The following is a 24,593-nucleotide window of genomic DNA, read 5'->3' as shown; positions in this document are numbered from 1 at the left end:
CGAATTACAGCAGTCCTGCCGTGTTCATCAGCTCGGTGACCTTCTCGGAGTTCAGCTTGGCGGGGTCAACCTTGGGAGCCTGCAGATCCTTGATGGGCACCAGCTTGTCATTGGACGGAATGTCGGAAGCAATGGCGTACTCGAAGGAGGTGCCCTGCTGAAGGACTTCCTGGCCCTTCTTACCGGTGATGAATTTCAGGAAGGCCTGCGCTGCGGCAGCATTCTTGGACGACTTCAGCACACCGCCGCCGGAAACGGAGAGGAACGCGCCCGGGTCCTGGTTCTTGAAGTAGTACTGGCCCACGTTCTTGGAGTTTTCACCGGTCTTGGCCTGGTCGCCGAAGTAGTAGTAGTGGTAGATCAGGGCGGCCTCCACGTCGCCGGCGTTGACGGCCTTCATGGCGGCGCTGTTGCCCTTGTAGTCCTTGGCGTTCTCCTTCATGGCCTTGAGCCATTCTTCGGCTGCGGCCTCGCCCTTGAGCTCCAGCAGCGCGGCAACGATCGCCTGGAAGTCGGCTCCGGACGGGGAAGCACCCCACTTCCCCTTCCACTCCGGCTTGGCCAGGTCCAGCATGGACTTGGGGAGCTTGTCTTCGCTCAGCTTGGTCTTGTCGTAGGCCAGGACCGTGGAGCGGGCGGCGATGCCGGTCCACTTGTTGGTGCTCGGGCGGAATTCGGCCGGCACCTGCTCCGTGGTGGCCTTGTCCACGTCAGCGAACAGGCCCGCATTCTCAACCTGGGCCATGGCCGGGGAGTTCTCCGTGAGGAAGACATCGGCGGGCGAGGCCTGGCCTTCCTGGATGATCTGCTGGGCCATCTCCGGGTCTTCGCCGTTGCGCAGGGTGACCTTGACGCCGGTCTCCGCGGTGAACGCGTCCACCCATTCCTTGGTCAGGCTTTCGTGCTGGGCGTTGTAGACCGTGATCTCACCGGTTGGTTTGGCATCTCCGGATGCGGAGCCTGTGGCGGCGGGGGGTGTGGCGCTGGAGCCGCAGGCTGCCAGTCCGAGTGCGGCGGCGAGTGCGATCCCGGCCAGAGCGTTGTTGCGGATCTTCATGGGGGCTACTTTCTGCGAAAAAGTCTGCGGACCAAGGTCCTGTCGAGCCGGTAAGTTAGGGGAGGCTCACTCGAGAAACTGTAGGTTAGCCAAACCTAACCATCCAAGCCGAAAACGGCTTAAGTGATTAGGATCACATCAATTACGTAACTTTTGCGTGACTTATTTACCGGCGGTCACCGTCGCCGCCGCTTCCAGCACCATCCACGCCTGCAGCTGGGTGGAAAGCTCGACGGCGGCACCCGGCGGATACGTCTGCCTCGCCGGTTTTTCCGGATGGATGGAAAAGACGTGGATTCCGCCGTATCCGGCCAGGCGTTCGTCCGCTGCCACTGTGCGGCGGCCGGACCAGAACGCCTCCGCCGTGTCCGTGACGAGCCGGGCGGCCGCGGCTCTTGTAGCTGGCGGCAGGCGTCCGTCCACCGCTGCCAGCGCAAGGTACCGTGCCAGAATCCCGGTGAACAGGCCGCCGTCGCCCGTTCCACGGCAGCGCAGCACCGTGGAGTTTTGGCCGGATCCGCCGGTCGCTGCGCGCGCTGCCGGCAGCGTCAGGCTCCGCGCCACAGCGTCCACCACCGTTGCGGCGCGGTCCAGATTGGACTGGCCGCCGAGCTCCAGCAGTGCGCCCAGCACGGGGCCCTGGTTGTACGTGTAGATGGCCCTTTCCACGAGCACTTCCCCGGTTTTGCTGATCCGCAGCCCGTCCAGATACAGGCCCTGGGCGGGGTCGAAGAGCTTGGCATCCAGCCAGTCCAGGAGCGCCTGGGCCCGGGCAGTATTCCCGGTGCGCGCGTAATGGAGAGCGACAGGTGCTGTAGCCGGGGTGTTCTTGAAGTCGCGCTTCCTGCTCCAGAACGTGCCGCCGCCGAGATCGTCCGTGGAGGCAGAATCGAACTGCAGCTTCAGGCTCCTGCGGACCGTGGCGTTGCGGCGGCGGCCGGGCTTCCGGGTCTCTTCGGCGAGTTCCTCCAGCCTCAGGGTGGACAACGCCAGCCATGCCATGTCGTCGTAGTAGCTGTTCACAAAGGTGAGGAAATTACGCAGCCTGATCCCGGTGACCAGCTGCGAGGCGAGCTTGCCTGCACTGGGACGGTCGGCGCCGTTGAACTTGAATGCGCCGCCCAGCTCGCGGCGGCCCGCATCCACCAGGCAGTCGACGTAATGCGCCTGCCACCAGTAGTGCCATGGCCGGAAGAGATTCCTGATCCGGCCGGATGGGCGTGCGACCGCGGCAACGTGGGTGCCGGGCAGAAAGAACAGCCGTTGCCCGAACAGCCCGGTCACCGAACGGGCGGCCTCGTTGGCGCGGTCCGGCCAGTCTGCACGGGCGGCGGACACGTCAGGCGAAGTCATGATTCCAGCCTATCGGGAGTGGTGCCGGCAGTGGCCGGGGGCCGGGATCCGGGGTTGGGGGGGCTGTCATGAAGGAAGGCGGAAGTGCGCAGCCGATGCAATTCAGTTAACATTCACTAACTAATGTTCACTGCCGGATATGGTTTCGCATCAAGGAGGATGTATGGACATCAAGGGTACTGTCGCGCTGATTACCGGCGGGGCCTCCGGGCTGGGCGCCGCCACCGCCAAGCGACTGTTCGACGCCGGGGCATCCGTGGTCCTGGCGGATCTGCCGTCATCTGCCGGGGCGGCTTATGCCTCCGAGTTGAACGCTTCCGGTGGTGCCGCGTCCGCTGTCGGCGCCGCTGCCCCCGGCGCAGGGAACTCCGCCGTTTTTGTCCCCGCCGACGTGACCAGCGAGGAACAGGTGCAGGCCGCCGTCGACGCCGCCGTTGCCCTGGGCGCCCTGCGGATCCTCGTCAACTGTGCCGGCATCGCCACTCCCGGCAAGGTGCTCGGACGCGACGGTGTGCTGCCGCTGGAGAACTTCAGCCGCGTCATCCAGATCAACCTCGTGGGCACGTTCAACGTGATCCGCCTTGCCGCTGCAGCCATGGTGGCCACCGAACCAGCCACCACGGAGCTCGGCGGTCCGGAGCGCGGCGTTATCATCAACACCGCCTCCGTTGCCGCGTTCGACGGCCAGATCGGCCAGCCCGCCTACGCTGCCTCCAAGGGCGCCGTGGCTGCCATGACGCTGCCGCTGGCCCGCGAACTGGCTCGCTCGCTGGTGCGTGTGGTGACAATCGCGCCGGGCATTTTCGAAACCCCCATGATGGCCGGGCTGCCGCAGGAAGCCCAGGATTCGCTGGGCCTGCAAGTGCCGCACCCGTCCCGACTCGGCCGTCCGGCCGAGTACGCCAACCTCGCCGCGCACATCGTGGAAAACGCCATGCTGAACGGTGAAACCATCCGCCTGGACGGCGCCATCCGGATGGGGCCAAAGTGACGCAGGCGCCGGTGTCCGCCGAATTGGTGGAGTCCCTTCCCACCGCCGACTTCTTCGACTTCGAATCACTCCTCAGCGCCCCGGAGCAGCGCAAGCTCAATGAGCTGCGTGAATTCCTGGAGCGGGAGATCGCCCCGTACGCGGGGGAGTGGTGGAACAAGGCGGAGTTTCCCGCGCACATCCTGCCCAAGCTCGCGGCCCTGGAACTGAGCACGCCTGCCCAGCGCGGCTACAGCTACCTGTTTTCCGGTCTGGTCATCGCCGAAATGACGCGTGTGGACACCTCGATCGCCACCTTTTTCCTGGTGCACCACGATCTCTTTGTGGAGGCGCTCTACGAATTTGGCTCCGAGGAGCAGAAGGCGCGCCTGCTCGACGACGCCTCGAGCCTCCGCACCACCGGCGCCTTCGCGCTCACTGAGCCGGATCACGGCTCGGACGTTGCCGGCGGCATGGAGACCCGGGCCCGCCGGATATCGGGTTTGACAGGAGGTGCCGACGACGGCGGTGACTGCTGGGTGCTTAACGGCGCCAAACGCTGGATCGGGAACGGGACGTTCTGCGACTACATGCTGGTGTGGGCGCTGGACGAGGCCGACGGCTCGGTCCGCGGCTTCGTTGTGGACGCCACCCTGCCGGGGGTGGGCCGGCGGAAAATCGAGAACAAGATCGCCCTGCGCACCGTGCAGAATGCGGACATCGTGTTCGAGGACGTACGTGTTTCCGAGGCCGACCGCTTTGCCGGCATCAACAGCTTCGAGGACACCAACGCACTGCTGCGCGGATCCAGGATCCTGGTGGCGTGGCAGGCGGTGGGGCAGCAGCTGGCGGCGTTCGACGTCGCCCGGCAGTACGCCGTCGAACGTCAGCAGTTCGGCAGGCCGCTGGCGAAGTTTCAGCTCATCCAGCAGCAGCTGGTCACGATGCTGGGAAACGCGGTGGCGAGCATGGGCATGATGGTGCGGATAGCGCAGCTGCAGGACGACGAAAACGATGACCTCACCGGGCACCGGCTCAGCGGTGCCGACATGCCGCAGGTTGCGCTTGCCAAGTCCTACATCAGCGCGCGGATGCGCGAAACGGTGGCCTTGGGACGGTCGATTCTGGGCGGCAACGGGATTGTGACCGACTACCGGATGGCCAAGATCTTCGCGGACGCCGAGGCCATCTACACCTATGAGGGCTCGTATGAGATCAACACGTTGATCGTGGGCCGCGCCGTCACAGGGGTCTCCGCGATCGTTTAGCGCTGGTCGAACTGTTGCCCGGTGGTTGAGCTTGCCGAGCCCTGGACTTCGCTCCCCACCCGCCCCCTGACTTCGCAGGCCCGGTCAGGGAACCCGGCGGTCGTGGCCCCGGCTCAATCGCCGGAAGACGGCTGTTTTTCGCCGGCCTCGATCTTCGCGTCGAGGCTGTTGTTCTTCACGGGCATGGGGCACGTGCCGTATGGCGTGAAGGCGCTGGGGTAGTTGATGGCCCGGTTGAAGTCCAGGATCACGGTGCTATCCGGGCGGGGCCGTGCGGTGGCGACCTTGCGCCATTCGGCTGTTTCTCCGTCTCCGTCGGGGCCTGCGTTGGTGCCGTCGTGGAACGTGACGGTCAGGGCGCCGAGCTTTTCGTCCTCTGCCTGAAGCCGGTATTCGTGGTCAGTTCCAGGGATCCGGAACACCACCTCGCCCACTGATTCGTGCATGCCGTCAACCAACGGGTTCGCCGTCCCGATCGGTACGGCAACAGGTTCCGGATACGCCTCATATCTGGCCTCGATCACCAGATCAGGGCGGTAGCCGAAGGTGGGAACGCCGTCGAACCCGGTGAGCACCGGGGACTTCGCGTCCCGTGTGCGGACGGCGTATTTGTCTGCCCTCATGGCGAGTTCCACCACTACCTGCTTGCCGTCCGCACCGCCGTACTGCACCCACATGAGGGACTCCTCGTCGGCCAGCGTCGCCGTGATGGTGCCTTCCACGGCCTCGCCGGTTTCCACAAGCGTCAGCCCGTCCTGTCCCACGGCGGTGAGTGTCGCCGTCGTGCCGTCCGTGGACCACAGTCCCGGGGCGAGTTCGACGGCGGCTGGCTGGCTTTCCAGCCATTGGAAGGATGTGAGCGTCAGCCAGCCGTGCTCCGTGGCGAGGGCCGCGTTGCGGCTGTTCCGGAACCGGTTCCAGCGGTCCAGCTGCGCGTCTGCGGGGGTGCTCATGGTTCCTCCAGGGTGATGAATGGCTGCCTTGGCGTTAACCCTATGCGGGAGTCAGGAATTCCGCCCCGCCCCGCCCCGCCCCGCCGCCAAGTAGGTAGCAGCAGACGTCCTTATGAGGGCGCCGGGCTCAAAACAGCGTCTGCTGCTACCCGGTTGGGCTGATTGGCGGCGTTAGCTCCAGATGGAGTTCGCGTACTCCGGGTGATCCACAAAGGGGTTGCGGTTGCCCTGCCACTGCTCAAAGATGCGCTGGTTCCGGCGCTGCTCGAATGCGTCCGGCGGATCGATCCGGTTCCATTCCAGCAGGACGCTCATCTTGCCCATGTACGGCGCCGTGCCGTTACTGACGGAGTTGTTCATTTCAAGGTCGGCGAAGCCGTCGCCGCCCTCGTAGCGGACAGCCATGTACATGATCATCCGTGCTACGTCGCCCTTGACAACGTTGCGGGGCTCCCAGGAATCGGCGTCGGTGTAGTTGCCGGGCGCCTCCACGGACTGGGTACCGCCCATGTCGAAGTCCTTGTTGCCGCGGTCCGAATTGACCGTTACGTCAGTGGGCCGCAGATGGTGGACGTCGGTGCCCGGTCCTGTGGCTGTGCCGAAGCCGCCGTGGGACTTGGCCCAGACATGCTCGCGGTTCCAGTCGTCCACGCCGCCACCATTGGTGCTCTTGGGCTGCGAACGCCCCGTGTACAGAAGGATGACGTTGGTGCTGTTGGCGGGGTCCTGGTCCGTGTCCTTGAGTGCATCCCACACCTGGTCGTAGCTGAGCTTCTGCTGTACCGAGATGATCTGGTGGAGGCTGCTCTTCAGCGCCGTTCCGGTCTTGCCGGCGGCCGGTCCGTAGTAGTCACCCGGCGTCGGTGTGGGGGCGGGCGTCGGAGCCGGCGTGGTGCCGCCGGCAGTGGCCATGCTGCTGGGGCTCTTGAGTCCCGGGTGCGAGAAGTATGCGGTCAGCTGGCCGGTCACCTCGATCTTTTTGCCCATGAGGGACGGGTTGCTCACCAGGCCGAACTGCGTGCGGAAGGCCGTGGTCACCTGGAGGTAGAGAATCCTGGCGGTGTTCGTCTCTGCGGCTGTGTCGGCGACCGCGATGGCTGTGTCGGCGTTGAAACCGCTCCGGATAACAGTGGTGGCCGCTGTCGGTTGCCCGACGACGTAACCCGTCACCGCCGCCGTCGAACCGTTCTGTGTGGCCATGGCCTGCAAAAAGGTGAGCGGCGGGGCCGCTTGCGATTCCGGCGCGGAAGCCGACTGCGCCACGAGTCCGGCGAAAAGCAGGCCGAAGATCAGCGTCAGTGCCACCAGCGGGCTGCGTCCAGCCCTGTCGGTTCGGGCATCAAGAGCGGGGAAGGGCGGTGCAGGGATCACGGTGGCTCCTCGGGGCGGAATGGGCGCAGAATCGGCACGGTTTGCATCGACAGGTTTTGTCAAAGACAGTTCAAGATATGTCAAATACTGTCGGCGGGGAAGAGTAGCGCCGGACCCATCCCCGGATCCGCGTCGCGGGAGCCGGGCACTCCTCAAAATAACTTGCCGGTTATATAACTGCGTAGTAGACTCATTTGATGCAAAAGGCATTCGAGATGCTGGTGGAACCCCAGCGCCGCAGGATTCTGGAGTTCCTCCTGGAGCAGCCGCGCAGCACTGGGGAACTCGTGGAGCTGCTCGGACTCAGCCAGCCCGGCACGTCTAAACACCTGCGGCTGTTGCGGGAAGCAGGATTCGTGCTGGTCGAGCCCCGTGGCCAGCAGCGCATCTACTCGCTGGCGGCCGCGCCCTTCAACGAACTCGCAGGCTGGCTGGACCGCTACCGTAGCGGCATCGCCGCAAACAAGGCCAACGAAAGCATCAACAAGGACATGAGCCGCCACCCGCTGGGCACGCTGGAACGCCTCGACGACGGCACGGTGCGGCTGACGTTCGTCCGCGAATATGCGCACCCCGTTGAAGCGGTCTGGGCGGCGATTACCGATCCCGCCCAGACGTCCAAATGGTGGGCGGCCGCCCGCGGCTCTGCCCAGCCAGGCTCCGAGTTCAGCCTCCAGTGGCTCAACGGTGAGGACGGCGAACTCGAGTGGTGGCACGGCGAGGTGCTCCGCTCGGAGCCTCCGCACCTCTTTGAACACAGCAACAGCCAGCACGGCTTGCTGCGCTGGGAGCTGGAGGCCGCCATCGTGCGTGTTCCGGACACTGCAGGCGGCGGAAGCAAGCAGGGCACCCGCCTCACGTTCACCAATATCGTTTCCGCGCCGGATGATGCCGTGACCATGAGCCTGGCCGGCTGGCATGTGCACCTGGACCATCTGCAGGAGGCGCTGGAGGGCAGGGAAGCGGACTGGCCGCCCTGGATGGAGACTGAACTGCCTGCCTGGCGCAGGATCCATGAGGAATACCAGGCGCAGTACCAGCCGGACAGTATCTGAGACGGATTCCCCACGGCGCGGCGGCTGCGGGTAACATCCCATAGGAACACGTAACCCGGCTCACAGTATCCAGCGCAGTGTACGAGCCACGTCCGAACCCTCGAAAGAAACGTTTCCATGGCTGACACTGCAATGAATTCCGGCTCAGACCTCGCTTCCGAACTGCGGGCAGACGTACGCCGGGTATCGACCCTGCTGGGGGAGTCGCTGGTCCGCCAGCACGGGCCCGAGCTCCTGGCACTGGTGGAGCAGGTGCGCCTGCTGACCAAGGAATCGAAGGAAGCCGCCCGCGGCGGAGCCGATGCCACGGGCCCCTGGAGCGCGCACGACGTCGTTGCCCAGGTCCGCGAGCTGCTCGCCTCGCTGCCGCTTGAGCAGGCAACCGACCTTGTGCGCGCGTTCGCGTTCTACTTCCACCTGGTGAATGCCGCCGAGCAGGTCCACCGGGTCCGGGGGCTGCGTACCCGCAAGGAAAAGGACGGCTGGCTGGCCAAGGCAGTTACCGATATCGCCGGCCAGGCCGGACCCGCCGTGCTGCAGGACGTCGTCAATGAGTTGGACGTCCGCCCGATTTTCACCGCGCACCCCACAGAGGCGTCGCGCCGTTCGGTGCTGGACAAGATCCGCAAGCTCTCCGATGTGCTGGCTGAGTCCACCGCCGAGGGCACGTCCGCGCGCCGCCGCCAGGACCGGCAGCTGTCCGAGGTCATTGACCAGATGTGGCAGACGGACGAACTCCGCCAGGTCCGGCCCACCCCCGTGGATGAGGCACGCAACGCCATCTACTACCTGAGCAGCATCCTCACCGACGCCATGCCGGAGATGCTCACGGACCTGTCGGAGCTGCTCAGCGAGCACGGCGTCATCCTGCCGGCCCATCATGCCCCGATCAAGTTCGGCTCCTGGATCGGCGGCGACCGCGACGGCAATCCCAACGTCACGGCCGCCGTGACCCGCGAGATCCTGCAGATCCAGAACCAGCACGCCGTCCGGATCAGCATCGCCATGATCGACGAACTCATCTCCATCCTGTCCAACTCCACCGCACTGGCCGGGGCTGACCAGGCGCTGCTCGACTCGATCGACGTGGATCTCAAGAAGCTGCCCGGCCTGGACCGTCGTGTTCTCGAGCTCAACGCCCAGGAGCCCTACCGGCTGAAGCTGACCTGCATCAAGGCCAAGCTGATCAACACCGCCAAGCGGGTAGCTGCGGGCTCGGCGCACGAACCCGGCCGTGACTACACCGCCACCTCAGAGCTGCTCACCGAACTCGAGCTGCTGGAACTTTCGCTCCGCAACCACTCCGCGGCGCTCGCAGCGGACGGCGCCCTGGCCCGGGTCCGCCGCGCCATCGCCTCCTTCGGCCTGCACCTCGCCACGCTGGACATCCGCGAGCATGCCGACCACCACCACGACGCCGTCGGCCAGCTTATGGACCGCCTGGGCGGCCCGGGTATCAGGTACGCCGAACTCAGCCGCGCGGAGCGCTTCGAGGTGCTGGGCGCGGAACTGGCATCCCGCCGCCCGCTGTCGGGCCACCCGATTAAGCTCGACGGCGTGGCTGACGGCACGTACGACGTCTTCCGTGAGATCCGGCGCGCCCTGCGCACCTATGGCCCCGACGTCATCGAGACGTACATCATCTCCATGACGCGCGGCGCCGACGACGTCCTGGCCGCCGCCGTGCTGGCCCGCGAGGCCGGCCTGGTAAGCCTGTTCGGTGAGGCCCCGTACGCCAGGATCGGCTTCGCGCCCCTGTTGGAAACTGTTGAAGAACTGCGGGCCTCCGCGGAGATCGTGGACCTTCTGCTGTCTGATCCGTCCTACCGTGAGCTGGTCCGTCTGCGCGGGGATGTCCAGGAAATCATGCTCGGATACTCGGACTCCAACAAGGAATCCGGAGTGATGACCAGCCAGTGGGAAATCCACAAGACCCAGCGCAAACTGCGTGATGTTGCCGCCAAGCACGGTGTCCGCGTGCGCCTGTTCCACGGCCGCGGCGGCTCTGTGGGCCGCGGCGGCGGGCCCACTTATGACGCCATCATGGCGCAGCCCAACGGCGTCCTGGAAGGCGAGATCAAGTTCACCGAGCAGGGCGAGGTCATCTCGGACAAGTACTCCCTGCCGGAGCTGGCACGCGAAAACCTGGAGCTTTCACTGGCGGCCGTCATGCAGGGCTCCGCGCTGCACCGGACCCCGCGCACCTCGGAAGACCAGCGCGAGCGGTACGGGCATGTGATGGAAACCGTCTCCGACGCCGCCTTTGACCGCTACCGCACGCTGATCGACGATCCCGACCTGCCGGCGTACTTCCTGGCCTCCACCCCGGTGGAACAGCTGGGTTCGCTGAACATCGGCTCCCGGCCGTCCAAGCGCCCGGATTCCGGGGCAGGTCTGGGCGGGCTGCGCGCCATCCCCTGGGTGTTCGGCTGGACCCAGTCGCGGCAGATCGTGCCGGGCTGGTTCGGGGTTGGCTCCGGGCTCAAGGCTGCCCGCGAGGCCGGCAACTCGGCCCAGCTCGCCGAGATGATGGACAACTGGCACTTCTTCCGCTCGGTGCTGTCCAACGTGGAAATGACGCTGGCCAAGACTGACCTGGACATCGCCGGCTACTACGTGTCCACTCTGGTGCCGGAAGAGCTGCATCACGTGTTCCGGGCCATCCGTGCCGAGTACGAGCTCACGGTCACCGAGATCCAGCACCTCACGGGCGAGAACGTGCTGCTGGATGCCCAGCCGGAGCTGAAACGCTCGCTCGAGATCCGGGACCAGTACCTTGACCCCATCAGCTACCTGCAGGTGGAACTGCTGCGCCGCGTCCGAGCGGAGGCTGCCGCCGGGGGGACCATCTCCGGCGCCGAGATCGACGAACGCCTCCAGCGCGCAATGCTCATCACCGTCAACGGAGTAGCGGCAGGCCTCCGTAACACCGGGTAGCCCTGCACGGTTAGGGTAGATCCATGCCGTCGTTCCAGACCAGACTCAAGATCACCGGGCTCAAGCCGGGCAACCCTCCGGAGACCGTGATGGCCGCTGCCGTCGAGGCCCTGGGCACGCGCCACCATGTGGAGGCGAACCAGCTGGACCTCTCCGGCGGTGTTCCGCAGCTGAACCTCCGCTTCCTGGTGGAACCCACCGAGTACAACGGTGAGAATCACCAGGCGCTCGAATCAGCAGCGATGATGCGCGACGCCGTCGAACGCGTTGCGCTGACCGGCTCGCTGTCCGTTCTCCGCCGGAACCGCGGCCGCTGGGCGCCCGTCTGACGTCACGGTGGCCGGGCCTGCGGCCCCCGTGGATTTCACAAGCTCAATCACCGGGAGCGGGCTCATCCACGGGGGAGCGGCTGCCCCGCTTCCGCGTGACAATGATTCCCACGACGGCGCCGATCACCAGCCCGAGGCCAACGCCTATCAGCGAGCTGGCCCAGAACGGCAGCCTGGTGGCCGATCCGGTGAAGTAGCCCAGACCCACCAGCCACACGGCCCACAGCACCGCGCCCAGGGCAGCGCAGAAACTGAAGCCGCGGGTGGAGACATCTGCGATCCCTGCGGCCGCCGAAGTGGCCAGCCTGCCGCCCGGGAGGAATCTCGCCCCGATGATGGTCCCGTACGTGGACGAGCGACCGGCCTTTGCGATGGCCTGGTGGATGCCGTGGTGAACCTTCCGCCCCCAGCGCCAGCGGTCCAGCACATGGCCGAGCCGGCGTTTGAAAAGCTGGAACACCACCACGTCGCCGATCCACGAAGCCAGCGCTGCCAGAACGCCCACCAAGAACAGGTTGGCGCGGCCTTCGGCTGAGAGCGCCCCGCCGGTGATCACCACCATTTCTGACGGGATGGGCGGGAAAATGGCGTCGCCAAGGACAAGCGGCATGATCCAGAAATAGATCGCAGCACCCCAGCCATCAGCGTTGCCCAAGTCCATTGGCACAAAGTACCGCATTTGCGTGCCGATATCCGGGCCCCGGGTACTCGCGGGCTGGGTGCAGCAGTGGAAGACTGGCCCCATGCGGATCTCGATCGTTCAGGATGACATCACCACCCGGCACGTTGACGCAATCGTCAACGCGGCCAATTCTTCTTTGCTGGGCGGCGGTGGTGTGGACGGGGCCATCCACCGGGCCGCCGGTGCGCGGCTGCTGGCGGCCTGTCGCAGGCTCAGGGCCACCGAGTATCCGGACGGTCTGTCGGTGGGATCCGCCGTGGCCACACCAGGTTTCCGGCTCCCGGCGAGCTGGGTCATCCACACCGTCGGCCCGAACCGTCACGCCGGGGAGTCTGATCCCGCACTGCTGGCTTCCTGCTTCACCGAGAGCCTTCTTGTCGCGGAAGGCCTGGGCGCCCGCTCGGTATCTTTTCCTGCGATCAGCGCCGGAGTATATGGCTGGGATGCCCGCGAGGTTGCGGAGGTGGCGTTCGACTCCGTCCGAGAGTACGCATCCGGCTCACCGCGGGCCGGATTGACGCTGGTGGAGTTCGTGCTGTTCAGCGAGGAGACTGCCGGGATCTTCCGTGAGGTGCTGGCGCTTCGCTGAGCTCAAGCCCGCTGCGGTATTCCACCGGCTCATTCCTGATGGGATCCACGAACCGGATGCCGCGGGCCAGGAGCTGGAGCGGCTTGGTGTAGTCGTCCGGTGCCTTGTCCAGCAGCTCCGGATAGAACGAGTCGTTCACGATCCCCAGCCCCAGCGACGCCATGTGCACCCGCAACTGGTGCGTCTTCCCCGAGTGCGGCTCAAGGCGGTACAACGCCCGGCGACGTGCAGAACCGGCGGAAGCGCCGCCGTCGTACGTTTTCACCTGTTCAATGCGGGTCTCGGCATTGGGTTCGCCGTCGATCACTTCGGCGAGCAGGTAGCTGCGGGACTTGGTCATCCGGTTGCGGACCACCACGGGAAACCCGACGGCGGGGTACCCGGCGGCAGGTTCGGCTGCGGAAACGCACTCGTATTCTTTCTGGACCTGGCGTTTCTCGAACAGCACCTGGTAGTTGCCGCGGGTTTCCGGGTTGGTGGAGAGCAGCAGGATGCCGGCGGTCATGCGGTCCAGGCGGTGCATGGGGATGAGGTCGGGGAGAGTGAGCTGGTTCCGGAGCCGGACCAGCGCGGACTCCTGGATGTAGGTGCCGCCGGGCGTGGTGGGGAGGAAATGCGGCTTGTCCACCACCAGGATGTGATCGTCCTGATGCAGGATTTTCAGTTCCACGGGCAGGCGGGCCTCCGGCGGGAGCGTGCGGTAGTACCAAATGAAGGTGTGGTCCTCGAGGAGGGTGCCCCGGTCCAGAGGGCGGCCGCCCTCGCCCACGATCTCGCCGGCGTCGAACCTGTCCTCGATGCCCTGCGGATCGATGTGGCCCCAGCGGTGCATCATGTAGTCCATCGCAGTGGCCCACGGCCCGTCGTCCGGGAGGCGGAGGCGGGTCGCGTTCACGCCGTCGCGCACAGGGAGGGGGGATTGCATCACCGGTCCATTCTACTTTCTCCTTCTGCGCCCCGGGCTCGCCGGAAACTCGGCGAACCCGCAGGCTTCCGGGTTCGCCGGCGGATCCACCAGCCGACGACATAGTGGAAGCATGCTGGACATCGAAGTGATTGAGGACCCGGCTGCGGCGGAAGCGTCGCTGGACCCGATCCGCACACGCATCCTCCAGGAGCTGGCCCAGCCCGGTTCGGCAACCCAGCTTGCCGCCAGCGTGGGCTTGCCGAGGCAGAAGGTCAACTATCACCTGAAGGCCCTCGAGCGCCATGGCCTGGTGCGCTGGTGGAGGAACGCCGCAAGGGCAGCGTTACCGAGCGGGTGCTGCAGGCAACGGCAGCTTCCTACCTGATTTCTCCGGTGGCGTTGGCATCTGTGGCTCCGGATCCGCTCCGGTTCTCGGACCGCTTTTCCGCCTTCTGGCTGCTGGCGCTCGCCGGCCGTACAGTCCAGGAAATGGGCAAGCTGATCGCCGGAGCTGCGGCCGCCAAACGGAAACTCGCCACCTTCGCGATCGACGGCGAGATCACGTTCCGCTTGGCTGCTGACCGCGCAGTTTTTGCCGAGGAGCTCGGCGTTGCCGTCGGCTCGTGGACAAGTATCACGACGACGGAGCCTCCACCGCGGCGGGCGGCGCGCGTAAGCACCGGCTCGTAGTCGCCCTTCATCCGACCCTCAATCCAATCAAGAATGCCGTAACTGAAAGCAAAAAGGAGCAGGACAATGACTGATAACCGCAAATTCGAGATCGTTTTCGACGCAGAACTGCCCGGCACCCCGGAGCGCGTCTGGGAGGCCGTCACCAACCACACGCCGGCCTGGATGTTCCCCACCGACGAGTGGCCCGCGGTCACCACGGTGGATGACTACCCGAATCACCGGGTCTCCCGGATGGAGGGCCCGGACGCCTGGTTCAACCAGCTGGAGCATGTGCTCGAACCGCTTGACGGCGGCCGAAAATTACCTCAGGCCACGCAAATGGGCGGGCGACACTCGGATTCGGGTATCGCAGGGTGACACTGTGGAACTGGAGCTCGACGGCGTTGGGCGGCTTTCCGGCGAAGTGGACTTCTCGAATGAGCACTTCCTGGGACTGAGGACCGGGGATGCCATGTACCGGTTCTTCGGCCGCAACTCCTTCGAGGCGCCGGTCGGCATGACCGTCCACGACTTCAGCGGCAGCGGCGACTCCGGCGCAGCTTCCAAGGCGTGGGGCGGCTTCTTCGAAAAGGTCTACGCCTAGAACTCGCCTAGTACCCCCAAAGACACGCAAATTACCTCAGGCCACGCAAATGGGCGGGCGACACTCGGATTCGGGTATCGCCCGCCCGTTTGCGTGGCGCCGGAAGGTTCGCGCGTCGCCGGTGTTGAGCCGTTACGGGAAACAGTGCGTCGACACGATCGTCGCGGCGGACATGTCAGGCAGCCCAGCCGCGGGTTACGGCGTCCAAGGCCGAGGAGTAAATGGCCTCCCACTTGGTTTCAGGCGAGCCAAGCTGTGCGAGTTCCAGGCTCACGAGCCCGTGGACCTGGCCCCAGATGGCTGAGGCCACGGTATCCACGCTGGCATTCCGGAGCGTGCCGTCGGCCTGGGCCGAAGCCACGGCCTCGATCAGCGGGACCATGGCTTCTGCGGCCACGTCCGGGCTTGGCCGGTAATCCACATAGGCTGCCAGGGCGCCGCCGAACATCAGCCGGTACAGGGCCCGGTGCTCCAACGCCCAGGCTCTGTACGCCAGGCCCAGAGCATGCAGTCCGCCGCCCGCTGCGGCCAGCTGGGAGTAGTGGAACGAGCGGAACCCGTTGTCCACCACCGCCGTGAGTAGCTGTGATTTTCCTCCCAGGAGCGAGTAGACGGCCGTGGTTGAAGTTTGCGCAGCTGCTGCGACGTCCCGCAGCGTGACCCGGGAGGGTCCTTCTCGGTCAACGAGATCTGCGGTTACCGCCAGAAGTCTTTGCCTCAGGGAGTCGTCATGCACGATAGGTCTTGCCATGCCGTTCATTGTTTCATAACCTTGTTTCATAACGTAGTTATGAAACATTTCACGATGCAAAGGAGCCGTCATGGCACAGGAGGTTTTCCCGGGACGCTTTACTGCGGACCCGGGGCGCGAATCGCTGACCGTATTCTTGATCGGCATGCGCGCCAACCGATGGTGGAAGTTCGGGACTGTCGCCAGGGTGGCCGCAGCAATGCCCAGGATGCTCCGGCACCTTGCGAATACTCCGGAGTCAGGGATGCTGGGGTGCGAGCAGTGGTTCGGGCGCACCACGATCCTGCTTAGCTACTGGGAGAGTCCGGAACATCTTCGAAGATTCGCAGCGGACAGGGAGTCTCCCCATCTGGAGCCCTGGCGGCGATTCATGAAGGAGCTTTCAGGAAGCGGGGACGTGGGCGTTTGGCATGAGACGTACCAGGTGCCCGCCAGCGGGATCGAGGTTGTTTACAACGGCATGCCGCTCTTTGGCCTGGCCAAGGCCACGGCGCACATACCCGTCGGTCCCGGAAGCAACACGGCGAAGCAACGCATGGGACGCGCAGCCGGCCCCCCGCCAGCCCAGGGCTAGGGGCGGCCCAACTGACTCGCAATTGTTGTCGTTCTGGACGCTCAAAACGACAACAACTGCGAGCTACTTGGGCGGGCAACCGTACATCAGGCGATGGCTGCGGAAGGCAGGTCTTTCAGGGTCCGCCGCAGCTGCGGGGCCGCGTCCAGACGGTCCTGGGCAGAGCGCAGCGCCAATACCGCGGTCTCCAGCTGGTCCGGCGGCAGCGTGTACGGGACGCGGACGTAGTGTTCAAATGCGCCACCCACTCCAAACCGTGGTCCTGCTGCCAGCCGGATGCCGAACTCGGGGGCAATCACAGTCAACGCCGTGCTGCAGGGTGCGGGCAGTCGGCACCAGACCGTCAGGCCGCCGTCGGGCATCTCGGTCTGCCAGCGTGGCAGGTAGGCGCCGAGCAGTTCCAGCAACGCGGACCTGTTCCCGCGGAGCGCGGCGAGCCGGGCCGGCAGCGGCTCCGTGACGTCGCGGACCAGATGCGCGGCCGCGAGCTGCTCCACCACCGGCCCGCCCAGATCCATGGTGGTGCGGATGGCGGCGAAACGCTGGACAAGATCTTCGCCGGCGCGGATCCAGCCGGTGCGGAGACCGGCCCAGTGCGACTTGCTGAGCGATCCGATGGACACCACCGCCGGGCTGAACGCTGCCAGCGGAGCCGCAACGCCGCCGTCGAGATTAAGTTCCCGCAGCGTTTCGTCCACTACCAGTACCGTGCCCGACGCCGCGGCCGCCCGGACCAGCCGGCGCCGCTGGGCGTCCGGCATCAGCCGTCCGGTGGGGTTATGGAAATCAGGCACCACGTAGGCCATTTTGGGTCGTTGCTGCAAGAGCGCGGCCTCCATGGCGTCCATGTCCCAGCCAGATTCCGGGGCACCCCTTTCCTGTGCAGGCGGTAGCGCCACCGGAACGGGCCGGAAGCCCGCCGCGCGGATGGCGTCCAACGCGTTCGGGTACGTGGGATGGTCCACCAGCACCTTGTCCTGGCGCCCGGCGGCGTGCCCGGCCAGCGCGTGCCCGGCCAGCGCGTGCCCGGGAGACGCATGACCGGCCAACGTGCGGAGCACAATGTTCAGCGCATGCTGCGCGCCCGATGTCACGAGGATCTGGCCCGCCGTAGTCGGTGCGCCGGCGGCCGTGTACCGGGCGGCGATGGCTTCGCGGAGGGCCGGCACGCCCAGGACGTCGTACCCGAAGCCCGGCAGCATGGCCGGCAGCTCGGTCAGCGCGGCAGCGAAAGCCCGGTGCACCACTTCACCGCTCGCCGGGAGTGATGCGTACGCCAGATCGATGACACCGTCCGGGGCCGGGAGGCCAGGTGCGCTGGTGGTTCCGGCCCCTCCGGTTCTGCCGGTTCGGTTTGGCAGGCAGGTGCGTCCGCGGGAGCCCTGGCCGCTGCTGAGGAAACCCTGCTCGCGCAGGTTCGCATAGGCGGCAGTGATGGTGGTGCGGCTGACACCCAGTGCTTCGGACAGCGTCCGTTCACTCGGCAGTGCGGTGTCCAGCGCCACACGTCCGTCCAGAATGAGGAGACGCACGACGTCGGCCAGCTCGCGGTAGGCGGCCGCGCCGCCGTGGTTCCACTGGCCCAGGAGACGGGCCAGTGCGGTGGGATTCAGTGAGCCGGGCATAAGGCCAGTATCTCAAACTGGCTATGGAATACAAGGCCAGTTTTCCGGAATGATGGTTTCATGATGACCCGCAGACTCGTACAGCTCTTCACAGGCCTAGCCATGTATGGCATTTCCCTGGCCATGTTCATCCGCGCCGGGTTGGGCCTGGACCCGTGGGATGTGTTCCACCAGGGCGTGGCCGGCAAGACAGGTCTGAGCATCGGGGTTGTGGTCATAATTCTCAGTTTCCTGGTGCTGCTGCTCTGGATTCCGCTGCGGCAGTGGCCCGGCTTCGGGACACTGTGCAATGCCGTGCTCGTGGGTGTCTTCGCGGATATCGGGCTCGCCCTGATTCCGGAGTTTTCGCATCTGGGCGGACAGGTCGGCATGCTGGCCGGCGCGGTGGTGCTCAATGGCATCGCCTCCGCCTGCTACATCGGAGCGCGTTTTGGACCAGGTGCCCGCGACGGCCTCATGACGGGCCTGGCCCGGCGCACCGGATGGTCTGTCCGGGTGTCCCGCACACTGATCGAAGTGGTGGTGCTGGGGGTGGGGTGGCTGCTGGGCGGGTCCGTGGGCGTGGGCACGGTGGTTTACGCGCTGGCGATCGGTCCGCTGGTTCAGCTGCTGCTGCCGAGGTTCACGGTGCCCGGGTCTGCTGGCGCGGAGGCAACGTTAGTTCGGGATGACGACGCGGCCCCCCGTGATGGCCTCCTGACGGCACGGTTTCAGCCTGACGACTCGCAGATTCCCTGCTGACGCCGGATTTCCCGTGTCGCCAGGGAATCCGCGAGTCGCCAGACAAGGAGCGCGTCATGAATCGGCTTGCGCGCCGAACAGCGGCTGGCAATTCGGGCAGAAGTAGATGTCCCGTTCCTCGGCGTCCCCTTGGCCGGAGCTGCCCGGCTTTCCCAACACGCCGCGGCGGATCGGAGTTCGGCAGCGCAGGCACGGCTGGTGTTCGCGGCCGTAGACCCAATGGGTTGGGGCACCGCCCGGCCCTTGGGCAGCCCGGCCAACCGGCAGGCCGCGTGAATCAAGGACGGTAGTCCGGCGCCCCGGGCCAAGATTGGCCTCGAGCAGCTGTTTGGCATCCGCGAACATGGCCCTCAAATCAGCAGCGCCGGGCAGATCCGCCACGGCTGACACCGGGGACGCAGGGTGCACACCCGCAAGGAAGCACACTTCGCAGCGGTAGATGTTGCCGATGCCCGCAAGATTCCGCTGGTCCAGCAGCGCGACGCCGATGGGAACTTCTGGAGCAGCTGCCACCCTGCGCTCTGCCTCGGCAGGATCCCAGTCCGGCCCCAGCAGATCCGGACCAAGATGCCCCACCACGGTGTGTTCGTCTTCGGTCCGGATTACTTCCAGCAGGCCCAGGGCGAATCCAACGACATCTGCCGCCGACGTGCGAAGCACACACCGCGCGGTGAAACCCGGTTTCCGCCAGCGGCCTCCCCACGGGTAGACATGCCAGCTGCCTTCCATCTTCAGATGCGAATGGATGGTGAGCCGCTCATTGGCAGGGCCGTGCAGGCGCATCAGCAGATGCTTTCCGCGGGGCACCACTTCGTTAACAGTCCAGCCCGTCAGATTCAGCGTGGCAAATCGCGGCACGCGGAAATCGGAGGCCGTCAGCACCTGGCCGGCCAGTGCTCCATGCAGCTGTGCGGCCGCACGGAAAACCGAGTCTCCCTCAGGCATGGTGGACCTCCGACGCAGGAATCGCAATAAGGTGCTCAGACACCGGCACAGGCACAGGCGCCGAAGGGTCAGCGCCTTCCGGCCCGGGCGCCTCAGGCACGGATCCGCAGTCCTTTCGGAGTGGAATAGGCGCCGGCCGCCGTGAGTGCGGCTGCCACCGGGGTGTCCAGGATGCCGTGTCCGTTGACTCTTTCCATGATTAGTTTGTCCACGGCTCCGCGTTTGACCACATCTACCAGGGCCGCCGCGGCTCCCGCCAGGACCGGCGTCAAGTCGCTGAAAACGAGCAAGGTCTTACCGCCGCGTTCCACATAAAGCACCAGCGCGCCGTCGACCATCACCACCAGCGACCCTGCTTTCCGCCCGGGGCGGTGGCCGCTGCCGGCTTCCACATTGGGAGCCGGCCAGGGCAGGGCGGCACCGTAAGGGTTCGCGGGATCGGTGGCGGCGAGGGCCAGCGCCACGGGGTCCGGTTTGGCCAGCTGGGTGTCCTCGGCATAGGAGCGCAGCCGGTCAACCGTGGCGGGAACGGCAAACTGCGCCGCGCCGAGGTGCTCGATGAAGTAGCCGCGACGGCAGCGCCCGGCCTCCTCCAGACGGGCCAGTACCTTGTACATCAGCCCGAAGCCGCCCAGGATCTGTTCGGCCATGACTGAGCCCCGCGTCACCACGCCGTACCTGTCCAGCAGGAGCTCGGCAGTGGCGCGGGCATGGATGGTGGGATCCAGCTCCGGGGACGGCAGCGCGGACCAGCGCCCGGCAGCCAGTGGGGGTGTGGGCGCGGTCCCGGTGACCGAGCCGTAGCGTCCGCCCGTGAGTCCTGGCGATCCCAGCAACCCGGTACCATGCGATCGCCCCAGTCTGCTCATGCGGAGGGCCCGGGCCCGGGGTGCCCGGGCAACCTGCCGGTGCGCTGTGTGGCCTCCGGCGATCAGCGCCCGTACGGGCGCAAAAGTATCGCCCGTGATCCGGCCCGCCCACGCCAGATCCCAGAGCGAGGACACCACATCCTGGTCGCTCAGGACCGAGTCCATGCCGCCGGCGATGTCCGTCAGCTGGCGGAAAAAGTAACCGCCGCCGTTGTTCTGCAGGTGGGCAAGCAGCCGTTGCTGGGAATCGCCCGGTTGGTAGTCGATGGCTGGGTTCAACGTCAGCTCGGCCGATTCAGCAATGTGCAGGGTAACCCAGCCATCGTTGCCGGGCAGGGATCCGGCACCGGACCAGAGCACTTCACCGGCGGCCATCAGTTCATCCAGCATGGCTGGCTGGTAGTTGGCGACCCGGCTCGCAAGTACAAGCGGTTCCCAGGCCGACGCCGGAACGGGCACACCGGACAGCTGATCGATGGCCGTGACAATCCCGTCCAGGCCGCGCAGCGCGGATTGCCCGCGCCCCGAACCCGGCGTCCGCACGTTCTGCCAGGCGGGAAGGAACCGCCCGTACGCCGTGGCATCCACCGGCTCCACCTCGGCGCGCAGGGCAGCCAACGAACGACGGCGGAGCTTGCGGAGCACCTCGGCGTCGCACCACTCGCTGGTATTCGCAGGGGTGGGGGCTTCCGGAGGTATGGCGGGTGTGGGGCCGGTGCTCTCAGTTCCGGCGCCATCCGCGCGACTCTCCGGTGGAGCCGCATGGGGGCGGAACTCGCCTTCCACCACGCGTCCGTCCGCGGCGAGCCGCTTCAGGGCAGTACCGACGACGGCGACGCCAAGTCCCAGCCTCGCCGCGGCTTCCGCCGAGGTGAACGGACCATGTGTGCGGGCATAGCGCGAGACCAGATCGCCGAGTGGATCCGCCACCGGCTCGATGAACGCGAGCGGCACCCCCATGGGCAGCGGTACCCCGATGGCGTCGCGCAGCCGTGCGGCATCCTCCACCGCGGCAAAGCGTTCGGCGCCGCCGATGTTCACCCTGATGGCGCGGTTGGCCCGCTGCAGGGCGAGCAGATGGGTGGAGGCGTCCGCTACGGAGGCGGTTTGGACGCCCGTTGATCCAGCTTGTCGGGATCCAGGGGCCGTCTCGACGGGTCCGGTTTCGGTAGGCTCGGATTCGACGGGCTCAACCACCGCGGCAGGTCCGGTTTCGGCAGGCTCAACCACCGCGGCACGCTCAACCACCAGCCGCAGGGCCACTTCCTCCGGCGTCAGCGGCCCCAGAAGACGAAGCAGGTCCGCAACACCCTCCACCCCGCGGGCGCGCCGGTCCGGCGCCAGCCGCTGGAGCTCAAGCTCGGTTTCCTCGATGACCTTGGCATCGAGCAGTTCGCGCAGCTCCACGCGCCCCAGCAGCTCATTGAGGAGGGTGGAGTCCAGTGCCAGGGCGGCCGCCCGGCGTTCAGCCAGCGGGGAATCGCCTTCGTAGAGGAACTGGGCCACATACCCGAACAGCAGGGACTTGGCGAAGGGTGACGGCTGCTGCGTGGTGGTCTGCAGAATGCGTAGTTCGCGCCGCTCAATGGACGCGGCAATGTCTTTGAGCGCGGGGAGATCGTAGACATCCTGCAGGCATTCCCGCACGGTTTCCAGCACGATGGGGAAGGTGGGGTACTTCCGGGCGACATCCAGCAATTGAGCGGACCGCTGCCGTTGCTGCCACAGGGGCTGACGTTTGCCGGGGGTCTGGCGGGGGAGCAGCAGGGCGCGCGCCGCACATTCACGGAAACGCGAGGCGAACAGGGCGCTGCCGCCCACCTCTGCCGTGACGATCTGCTCCAGTTCCTCAGGATCGAAGAGAAACAGCTCGGCCCCCGGAGGTTCGTCTTCCATCATGGGGACCCGCAGCACGATGCCGTCGTCGGCCGCCATGGCGGAGCCGTCCAGACCGTACCGCTGCAGCAGCCGCTGCCCGACGGCGAGCGCCCACGGAGCATGGACGGGCATGCCGAAGGGGCTGTGCAGGATGACGCGCCAGTCGCCGAGTTCATCGTGGAACCGCTCCACCACCAGCGTGGTGTCGCTGGGAACCACTTCCGTGGCCAGCTTCTGTTCGTTCAGATATTGGATCAGGTTGTTCGCGGCATAGTCGTCCAGACCGCTGGCCTTGCAGCGTTCGGTGGCGGGCCCGACGTCGGATGCTGACAGTTCGCGCACAAACGCGCCGAGCGCACGGCCCAGGTCCACCGGCCGCCCCAGGGAATCACCTTTCCAGAACGGCAGCTTGCCGGGCTGTCCGAAGGCGGGGGAGACCAGCACGCGGTCGTGGGTGATGTCTTCGATTTTCCAGCTCGTGGCGCCCAGGGCAAAGATGTCACCCACCCGGGATTCGTAGACCATCTCCTCATCCAGCTCGCCCACTCGCCGCCCGCCCTTGGCGGCCGCCGCAGCCGGGCTGGCAGCCCTCCCATCTGCCGCGCCGCCCGAGGGACCGGCGGCTCCGGACGAACCGGAGCCCTCCGTCTCGGTGCCGATGATGTACACGCCGAACAGGCCGCGGTCCGGGATGGTGCCGCCCGAAGTCACCGCCAGCCGCTGCGCCCCTGGACGGCCTTCGATGGTGCCGGCGTTGCGGTCCCAGATGATGCGCGGGCGCAGTTCGGCGAATTCGTCGGAAGGATAGCGTCCGGCAAGAAGGTCCAGTGTGGCCTCAAAGGCGGACCGGGGGAGCGTGGCAAACGGAGCGGACCGCCGGACGGTGGCGAACCATTCCTCCACATCGATGCTGCCCAGCGCGGTGGCTGCCACGGTTTGCTGCGCCAGAATGTCCAGGGGATTCGCGGGAACGCTGAGCCGCTCGATTTTTCCGCCGAGCATCCGCTCAACGGTGATGGCGGTGTGCACAAGATCGGCCCGGTGCTTCGGGAACAGCACTCCCTGGGAGATCTCGCCCACCTGGTGCCCGGCCCTGCCCACGCGCTGCAGCCCGCTCGCCACCGACGGCGGGGACTCCACCTGCACCACCAGATCAACGGCGCCCATGTCAATTCCGAGTTCCAGCGACGATGTTGCCACCACACAGCGGAGCCGTCCGGACTTCAGGTCGTCTTCAATGAGTGCACGCTGGTCCTTCGAGACAGAACCGTGGTGTGCCCTGGCGAGCAGCGGATCTGCGCCGGAGGTGCTGCCGGCCTGTGCCATCATGTGGGCGGGCGTCGCCACAGAGGTGGGAGCGGAGCCGGCCGCGGGATCATCCCCGCCGCCGCCCACGGAGATGAGCTGCCGCTCAGAATAGATTTCGTTCAGCCGGGCAGTCAGCCGCTCTGCCAGCCGCCGGGAGTTCGCAAACACGATGGTGGACCGGTTTGCCAGAACCAGGTCCACGATCTTTTCCTCCACATGCGGCCAGATGGACGCCTGTGGCTGCAATCCGGATGCGGGCCCTGAATCGAAGGCGCCCGCCGCGCCCGGCAGATCTGACATATCCTCCACCGGGACGGACACCGTAAGGTCCCAGTTCTTGCGCGACGGCGGGGCCACAATCTCCACGGGAGCCGCGCCTGCCAGGAACTGCGCCACCAGTTCCCTTGGCTCAACGGTGGCCGACAGGCCGATCCGCTGGGCAGGCTTGGTCAGCAGGGCATCAAGCCGCTCGAGCGACACGGCCAGATGTGCGCCCCGCTTGGTACCGGCCACCGCGTGGACCTCGTCCACAATGATGGTGTCCACGTCGGACAGCGTCTCGCGCGCCTTGGACGTGAGCATCAGGAAAAGCGATTCGGGCGTGGTGATGAGAATGTCCGGCGGATGGCTGAGCAGCGAGCGGCGGTCCGCCGTCGTGGTGTCCCCGGACCTGACTCCCACGGTGATCAGCGGGGCCGGGAGGCCCAGCCGCTTGGCCGTCTGCGTGATGCCGATCAGCGGGGAGCGGAGGTTGCGCTCGACGTCGACACCCAGCGCCTTGAGCGGCGAAATGTACAGGACGCGTGTTTTCCGTTTGGGGGCCCTGGCTCTCGGCGTAGCGCCCCGTCTGCTCGAAGCAGCGGCCGCCAAACCGGGAAGCTCCTCTGGCGGGGCGGGCGCGGAAACCAGCAGCCGGTCCAGGGCCCAAAGGAAGGCGGCCAGGGTTTTGCCGGAACCGGTGGGGGCCACCACCAGTGCGTGGGAACCGGAGGAGACGGCGTTCCAGGCTCCGTTCTGGGCAGGTGTGGGCGCGGAAAATGCACTCAGGAACCAGTCCCGCGTTGGCCGGCTGAACCGGTCCATGTTGTCGCCCCAAGGTGCACCGGAATCCCCGGCAGCGAGCTCCTGCCTTTGCATTTCTCCATCATGCCTTAA

At 66.3% G+C, this 24,593-nt stretch carries 20 protein-coding genes and 1 pseudogene; 11 read left to right on the top strand and 10 right to left on the bottom strand.

Annotated features, from left to right (window positions below; genetic code table 11):
- Nucleotides 1-4: 4 nt before the first annotated feature.
- Together V3C33_04310 and V3C33_04305 are read right to left on the bottom strand one after the other, a co-directional pair.
- On the bottom strand, nt 5-1,057 hold the full coding sequence (locus V3C33_04310; GenBank protein XAS68537.1) for an iron ABC transporter substrate-binding protein: 1,053 nt from the start codon (nt 1,055-1,057) through the stop codon (nt 5-7).
- A gap of 162 nt (nt 1,058-1,219) precedes the next feature.
- Entirely contained in the window at nt 1,220-2,410 is a 1,191-nt protein-coding gene (locus tag V3C33_04305; GenBank protein XAS68536.1) for a glycoside hydrolase family 76 protein, read from the bottom strand.
- Between the two features lie 163 nt (nt 2,411-2,573).
- On the opposite strand from V3C33_04305, the gene V3C33_04300 reads away from it, so the two are divergent.
- Together V3C33_04300 and V3C33_04295 are read left to right on the top strand one after the other, a co-directional pair.
- The gene (locus V3C33_04300; GenBank protein ID XAS68535.1) at nt 2,574-3,401 is read left to right on the top strand and encodes an SDR family NAD(P)-dependent oxidoreductase; all 828 of its coding nucleotides are present in this window, start codon (nt 2,574-2,576) and stop codon (nt 3,399-3,401) included.
- Between the two features lie 11 nt (nt 3,402-3,412).
- Nucleotides 3,413-4,648 (top strand): acyl-CoA dehydrogenase family protein, encoded by a 1,236-nt coding sequence (locus tag V3C33_04295; protein ID XAS69640.1) that lies wholly within the window; start codon nt 3,413-3,415, stop codon nt 4,646-4,648.
- 113 nt (nt 4,649-4,761) lie between these two features.
- Here the strand turns inward: V3C33_04295 and V3C33_04290 are convergent, their stop codons facing one another.
- A complete protein-coding gene (locus V3C33_04290) occupies nt 4,762-5,601 on the bottom strand; it encodes a DUF1684 domain-containing protein (GenBank protein ID XAS68534.1) in 840 nt (279 codons plus the stop codon).
- A 171-nt stretch (nt 5,602-5,772) separates the two neighbouring features.
- A complete protein-coding gene (locus V3C33_04285; protein XAS68533.1) occupies nt 5,773-6,972 on the bottom strand; it encodes an endonuclease in 1,200 nt (399 codons plus the stop codon).
- Between the two features lie 197 nt (nt 6,973-7,169).
- Here V3C33_04285 and V3C33_04280 point away from each other — a divergent pair, with 197 nt between their 5' ends.
- The 3 genes from V3C33_04280 to V3C33_04270 all read left to right on the top strand — a co-directional run bounded on the left by V3C33_04280 (nt 7,170) and on the right by V3C33_04270 (nt 11,293).
- Entirely contained in the window at nt 7,170-8,027 is an 858-nt protein-coding gene (locus V3C33_04280) for a metalloregulator ArsR/SmtB family transcription factor (protein XAS68532.1), read from the top strand.
- Nucleotides 8,028-8,144: 117 nt separating this feature from the next.
- The gene (gene ppc / locus V3C33_04275; protein ID XAS68531.1) at nt 8,145-10,964 is read left to right on the top strand and encodes a phosphoenolpyruvate carboxylase; all 2,820 of its coding nucleotides are present in this window, start codon (nt 8,145-8,147) and stop codon (nt 10,962-10,964) included.
- Nucleotides 10,965-10,987: 23 nt separating this feature from the next.
- A complete protein-coding gene (locus tag V3C33_04270) occupies nt 10,988-11,293 on the top strand; it encodes a hypothetical protein (protein XAS68530.1) in 306 nt (101 codons plus the stop codon).
- 43 nt (nt 11,294-11,336) lie between these two features.
- On the opposite strand, the gene V3C33_04265 is transcribed toward V3C33_04270, so the two are convergent.
- A complete protein-coding gene (locus tag V3C33_04265; GenBank protein ID XAS68529.1) occupies nt 11,337-11,954 on the bottom strand; it encodes a DedA family protein in 618 nt (205 codons plus the stop codon).
- 82 nt (nt 11,955-12,036) lie between these two features.
- Here V3C33_04265 and V3C33_04260 point away from each other — a divergent pair, with 82 nt between their 5' ends.
- The gene (locus tag V3C33_04260) at nt 12,037-12,564 is read left to right on the top strand and encodes an O-acetyl-ADP-ribose deacetylase (protein ID XAS68528.1); all 528 of its coding nucleotides are present in this window, start codon (nt 12,037-12,039) and stop codon (nt 12,562-12,564) included.
- On the opposite strand, the gene V3C33_04255 is transcribed toward V3C33_04260, so the two are convergent.
- Nucleotides 12,515-13,489 (bottom strand): RluA family pseudouridine synthase, encoded by a 975-nt coding sequence (locus V3C33_04255; GenBank protein ID XAS69639.1) that lies wholly within the window; start codon nt 13,487-13,489, stop codon nt 12,515-12,517. The genes V3C33_04260 and V3C33_04255 overlap by 50 nt on opposite strands.
- A 112-nt stretch (nt 13,490-13,601) precedes the next feature.
- Here V3C33_04255 and V3C33_04250 point away from each other — a divergent pair.
- The 3 genes and pseudogenes from V3C33_04250 (at nt 13,602) to V3C33_04240 (ending at nt 14,747) form a co-directional block, all read left to right on the top strand.
- Nucleotides 13,602-14,235 (top strand): annotated as a pseudogene (locus V3C33_04250) (helix-turn-helix domain-containing protein).
- Nucleotides 14,228-14,521 carry a hypothetical protein gene (locus V3C33_04245; GenBank protein ID XAS68527.1) on the top strand — a complete coding sequence of 98 codons (294 nt, stop codon included), beginning with the start codon at nt 14,228-14,230 and terminating at the stop codon, nt 14,519-14,521. Before V3C33_04250 ends, V3C33_04245 begins: the two are co-directional and overlap by 8 nt.
- Nucleotides 14,522-14,525: 4 nt before the next feature.
- Nucleotides 14,526-14,747 carry a hypothetical protein gene (locus V3C33_04240; protein ID XAS68526.1) on the top strand — a complete coding sequence of 74 codons (222 nt, stop codon included), beginning with the start codon at nt 14,526-14,528 and terminating at the stop codon, nt 14,745-14,747.
- Between the two features lie 175 nt (nt 14,748-14,922).
- On the opposite strand, the gene V3C33_04235 is transcribed toward V3C33_04240, so the two are convergent.
- Entirely contained in the window at nt 14,923-15,498 is a 576-nt protein-coding gene (locus V3C33_04235; protein XAS68525.1) for a TetR-like C-terminal domain-containing protein, read from the bottom strand.
- A 70-nt stretch (nt 15,499-15,568) separates the two neighbouring features.
- Here V3C33_04235 and V3C33_04230 point away from each other — a divergent pair, with 70 nt between their 5' ends.
- Nucleotides 15,569-16,072 (top strand): DUF4188 domain-containing protein, encoded by a 504-nt coding sequence (locus V3C33_04230; protein ID XAS68524.1) that lies wholly within the window; start codon nt 15,569-15,571, stop codon nt 16,070-16,072.
- An 86-nt stretch (nt 16,073-16,158) separates the two neighbouring features.
- On the opposite strand, the gene V3C33_04225 is transcribed toward V3C33_04230, so the two are convergent.
- Nucleotides 16,159-17,697, bottom strand: coding sequence for a PLP-dependent aminotransferase family protein (locus V3C33_04225; GenBank protein ID XAS68523.1), 1,539 nt, complete (start codon nt 17,695-17,697; stop codon nt 16,159-16,161).
- 60 nt (nt 17,698-17,757) lie between these two features.
- On the opposite strand from V3C33_04225, the gene V3C33_04220 reads away from it, so the two are divergent.
- Nucleotides 17,758-18,438 (top strand): hypothetical protein, encoded by a 681-nt coding sequence (locus tag V3C33_04220; GenBank protein ID XAS68522.1) that lies wholly within the window; start codon nt 17,758-17,760, stop codon nt 18,436-18,438.
- A gap of 54 nt (nt 18,439-18,492) precedes the next feature.
- On the opposite strand, the gene V3C33_04215 is transcribed toward V3C33_04220, so the two are convergent.
- Nucleotides 18,493-19,383 carry a DNA-formamidopyrimidine glycosylase family protein gene (locus tag V3C33_04215; GenBank protein ID XAS68521.1) on the bottom strand — a complete coding sequence of 297 codons (891 nt, stop codon included), beginning with the start codon at nt 19,381-19,383 and terminating at the stop codon, nt 18,493-18,495.
- Between the two features lie 92 nt (nt 19,384-19,475).
- Entirely contained in the window at nt 19,476-24,575 is a 5,100-nt protein-coding gene (locus V3C33_04210) for a DEAD/DEAH box helicase (GenBank protein ID XAS68520.1), read from the bottom strand.
- Nucleotides 24,576-24,593: the final 18 nt, after the last annotated feature.

The sequence above is a fragment of the Micrococcaceae bacterium Sec5.7 genome (genome assembly GCA_039636785.1).
GTDB lineage: Bacteria > Actinomycetota > Actinomycetes > Actinomycetales > Micrococcaceae > Arthrobacter.
This window is presented reverse-complemented; position numbering and strand designations above follow the sequence as displayed.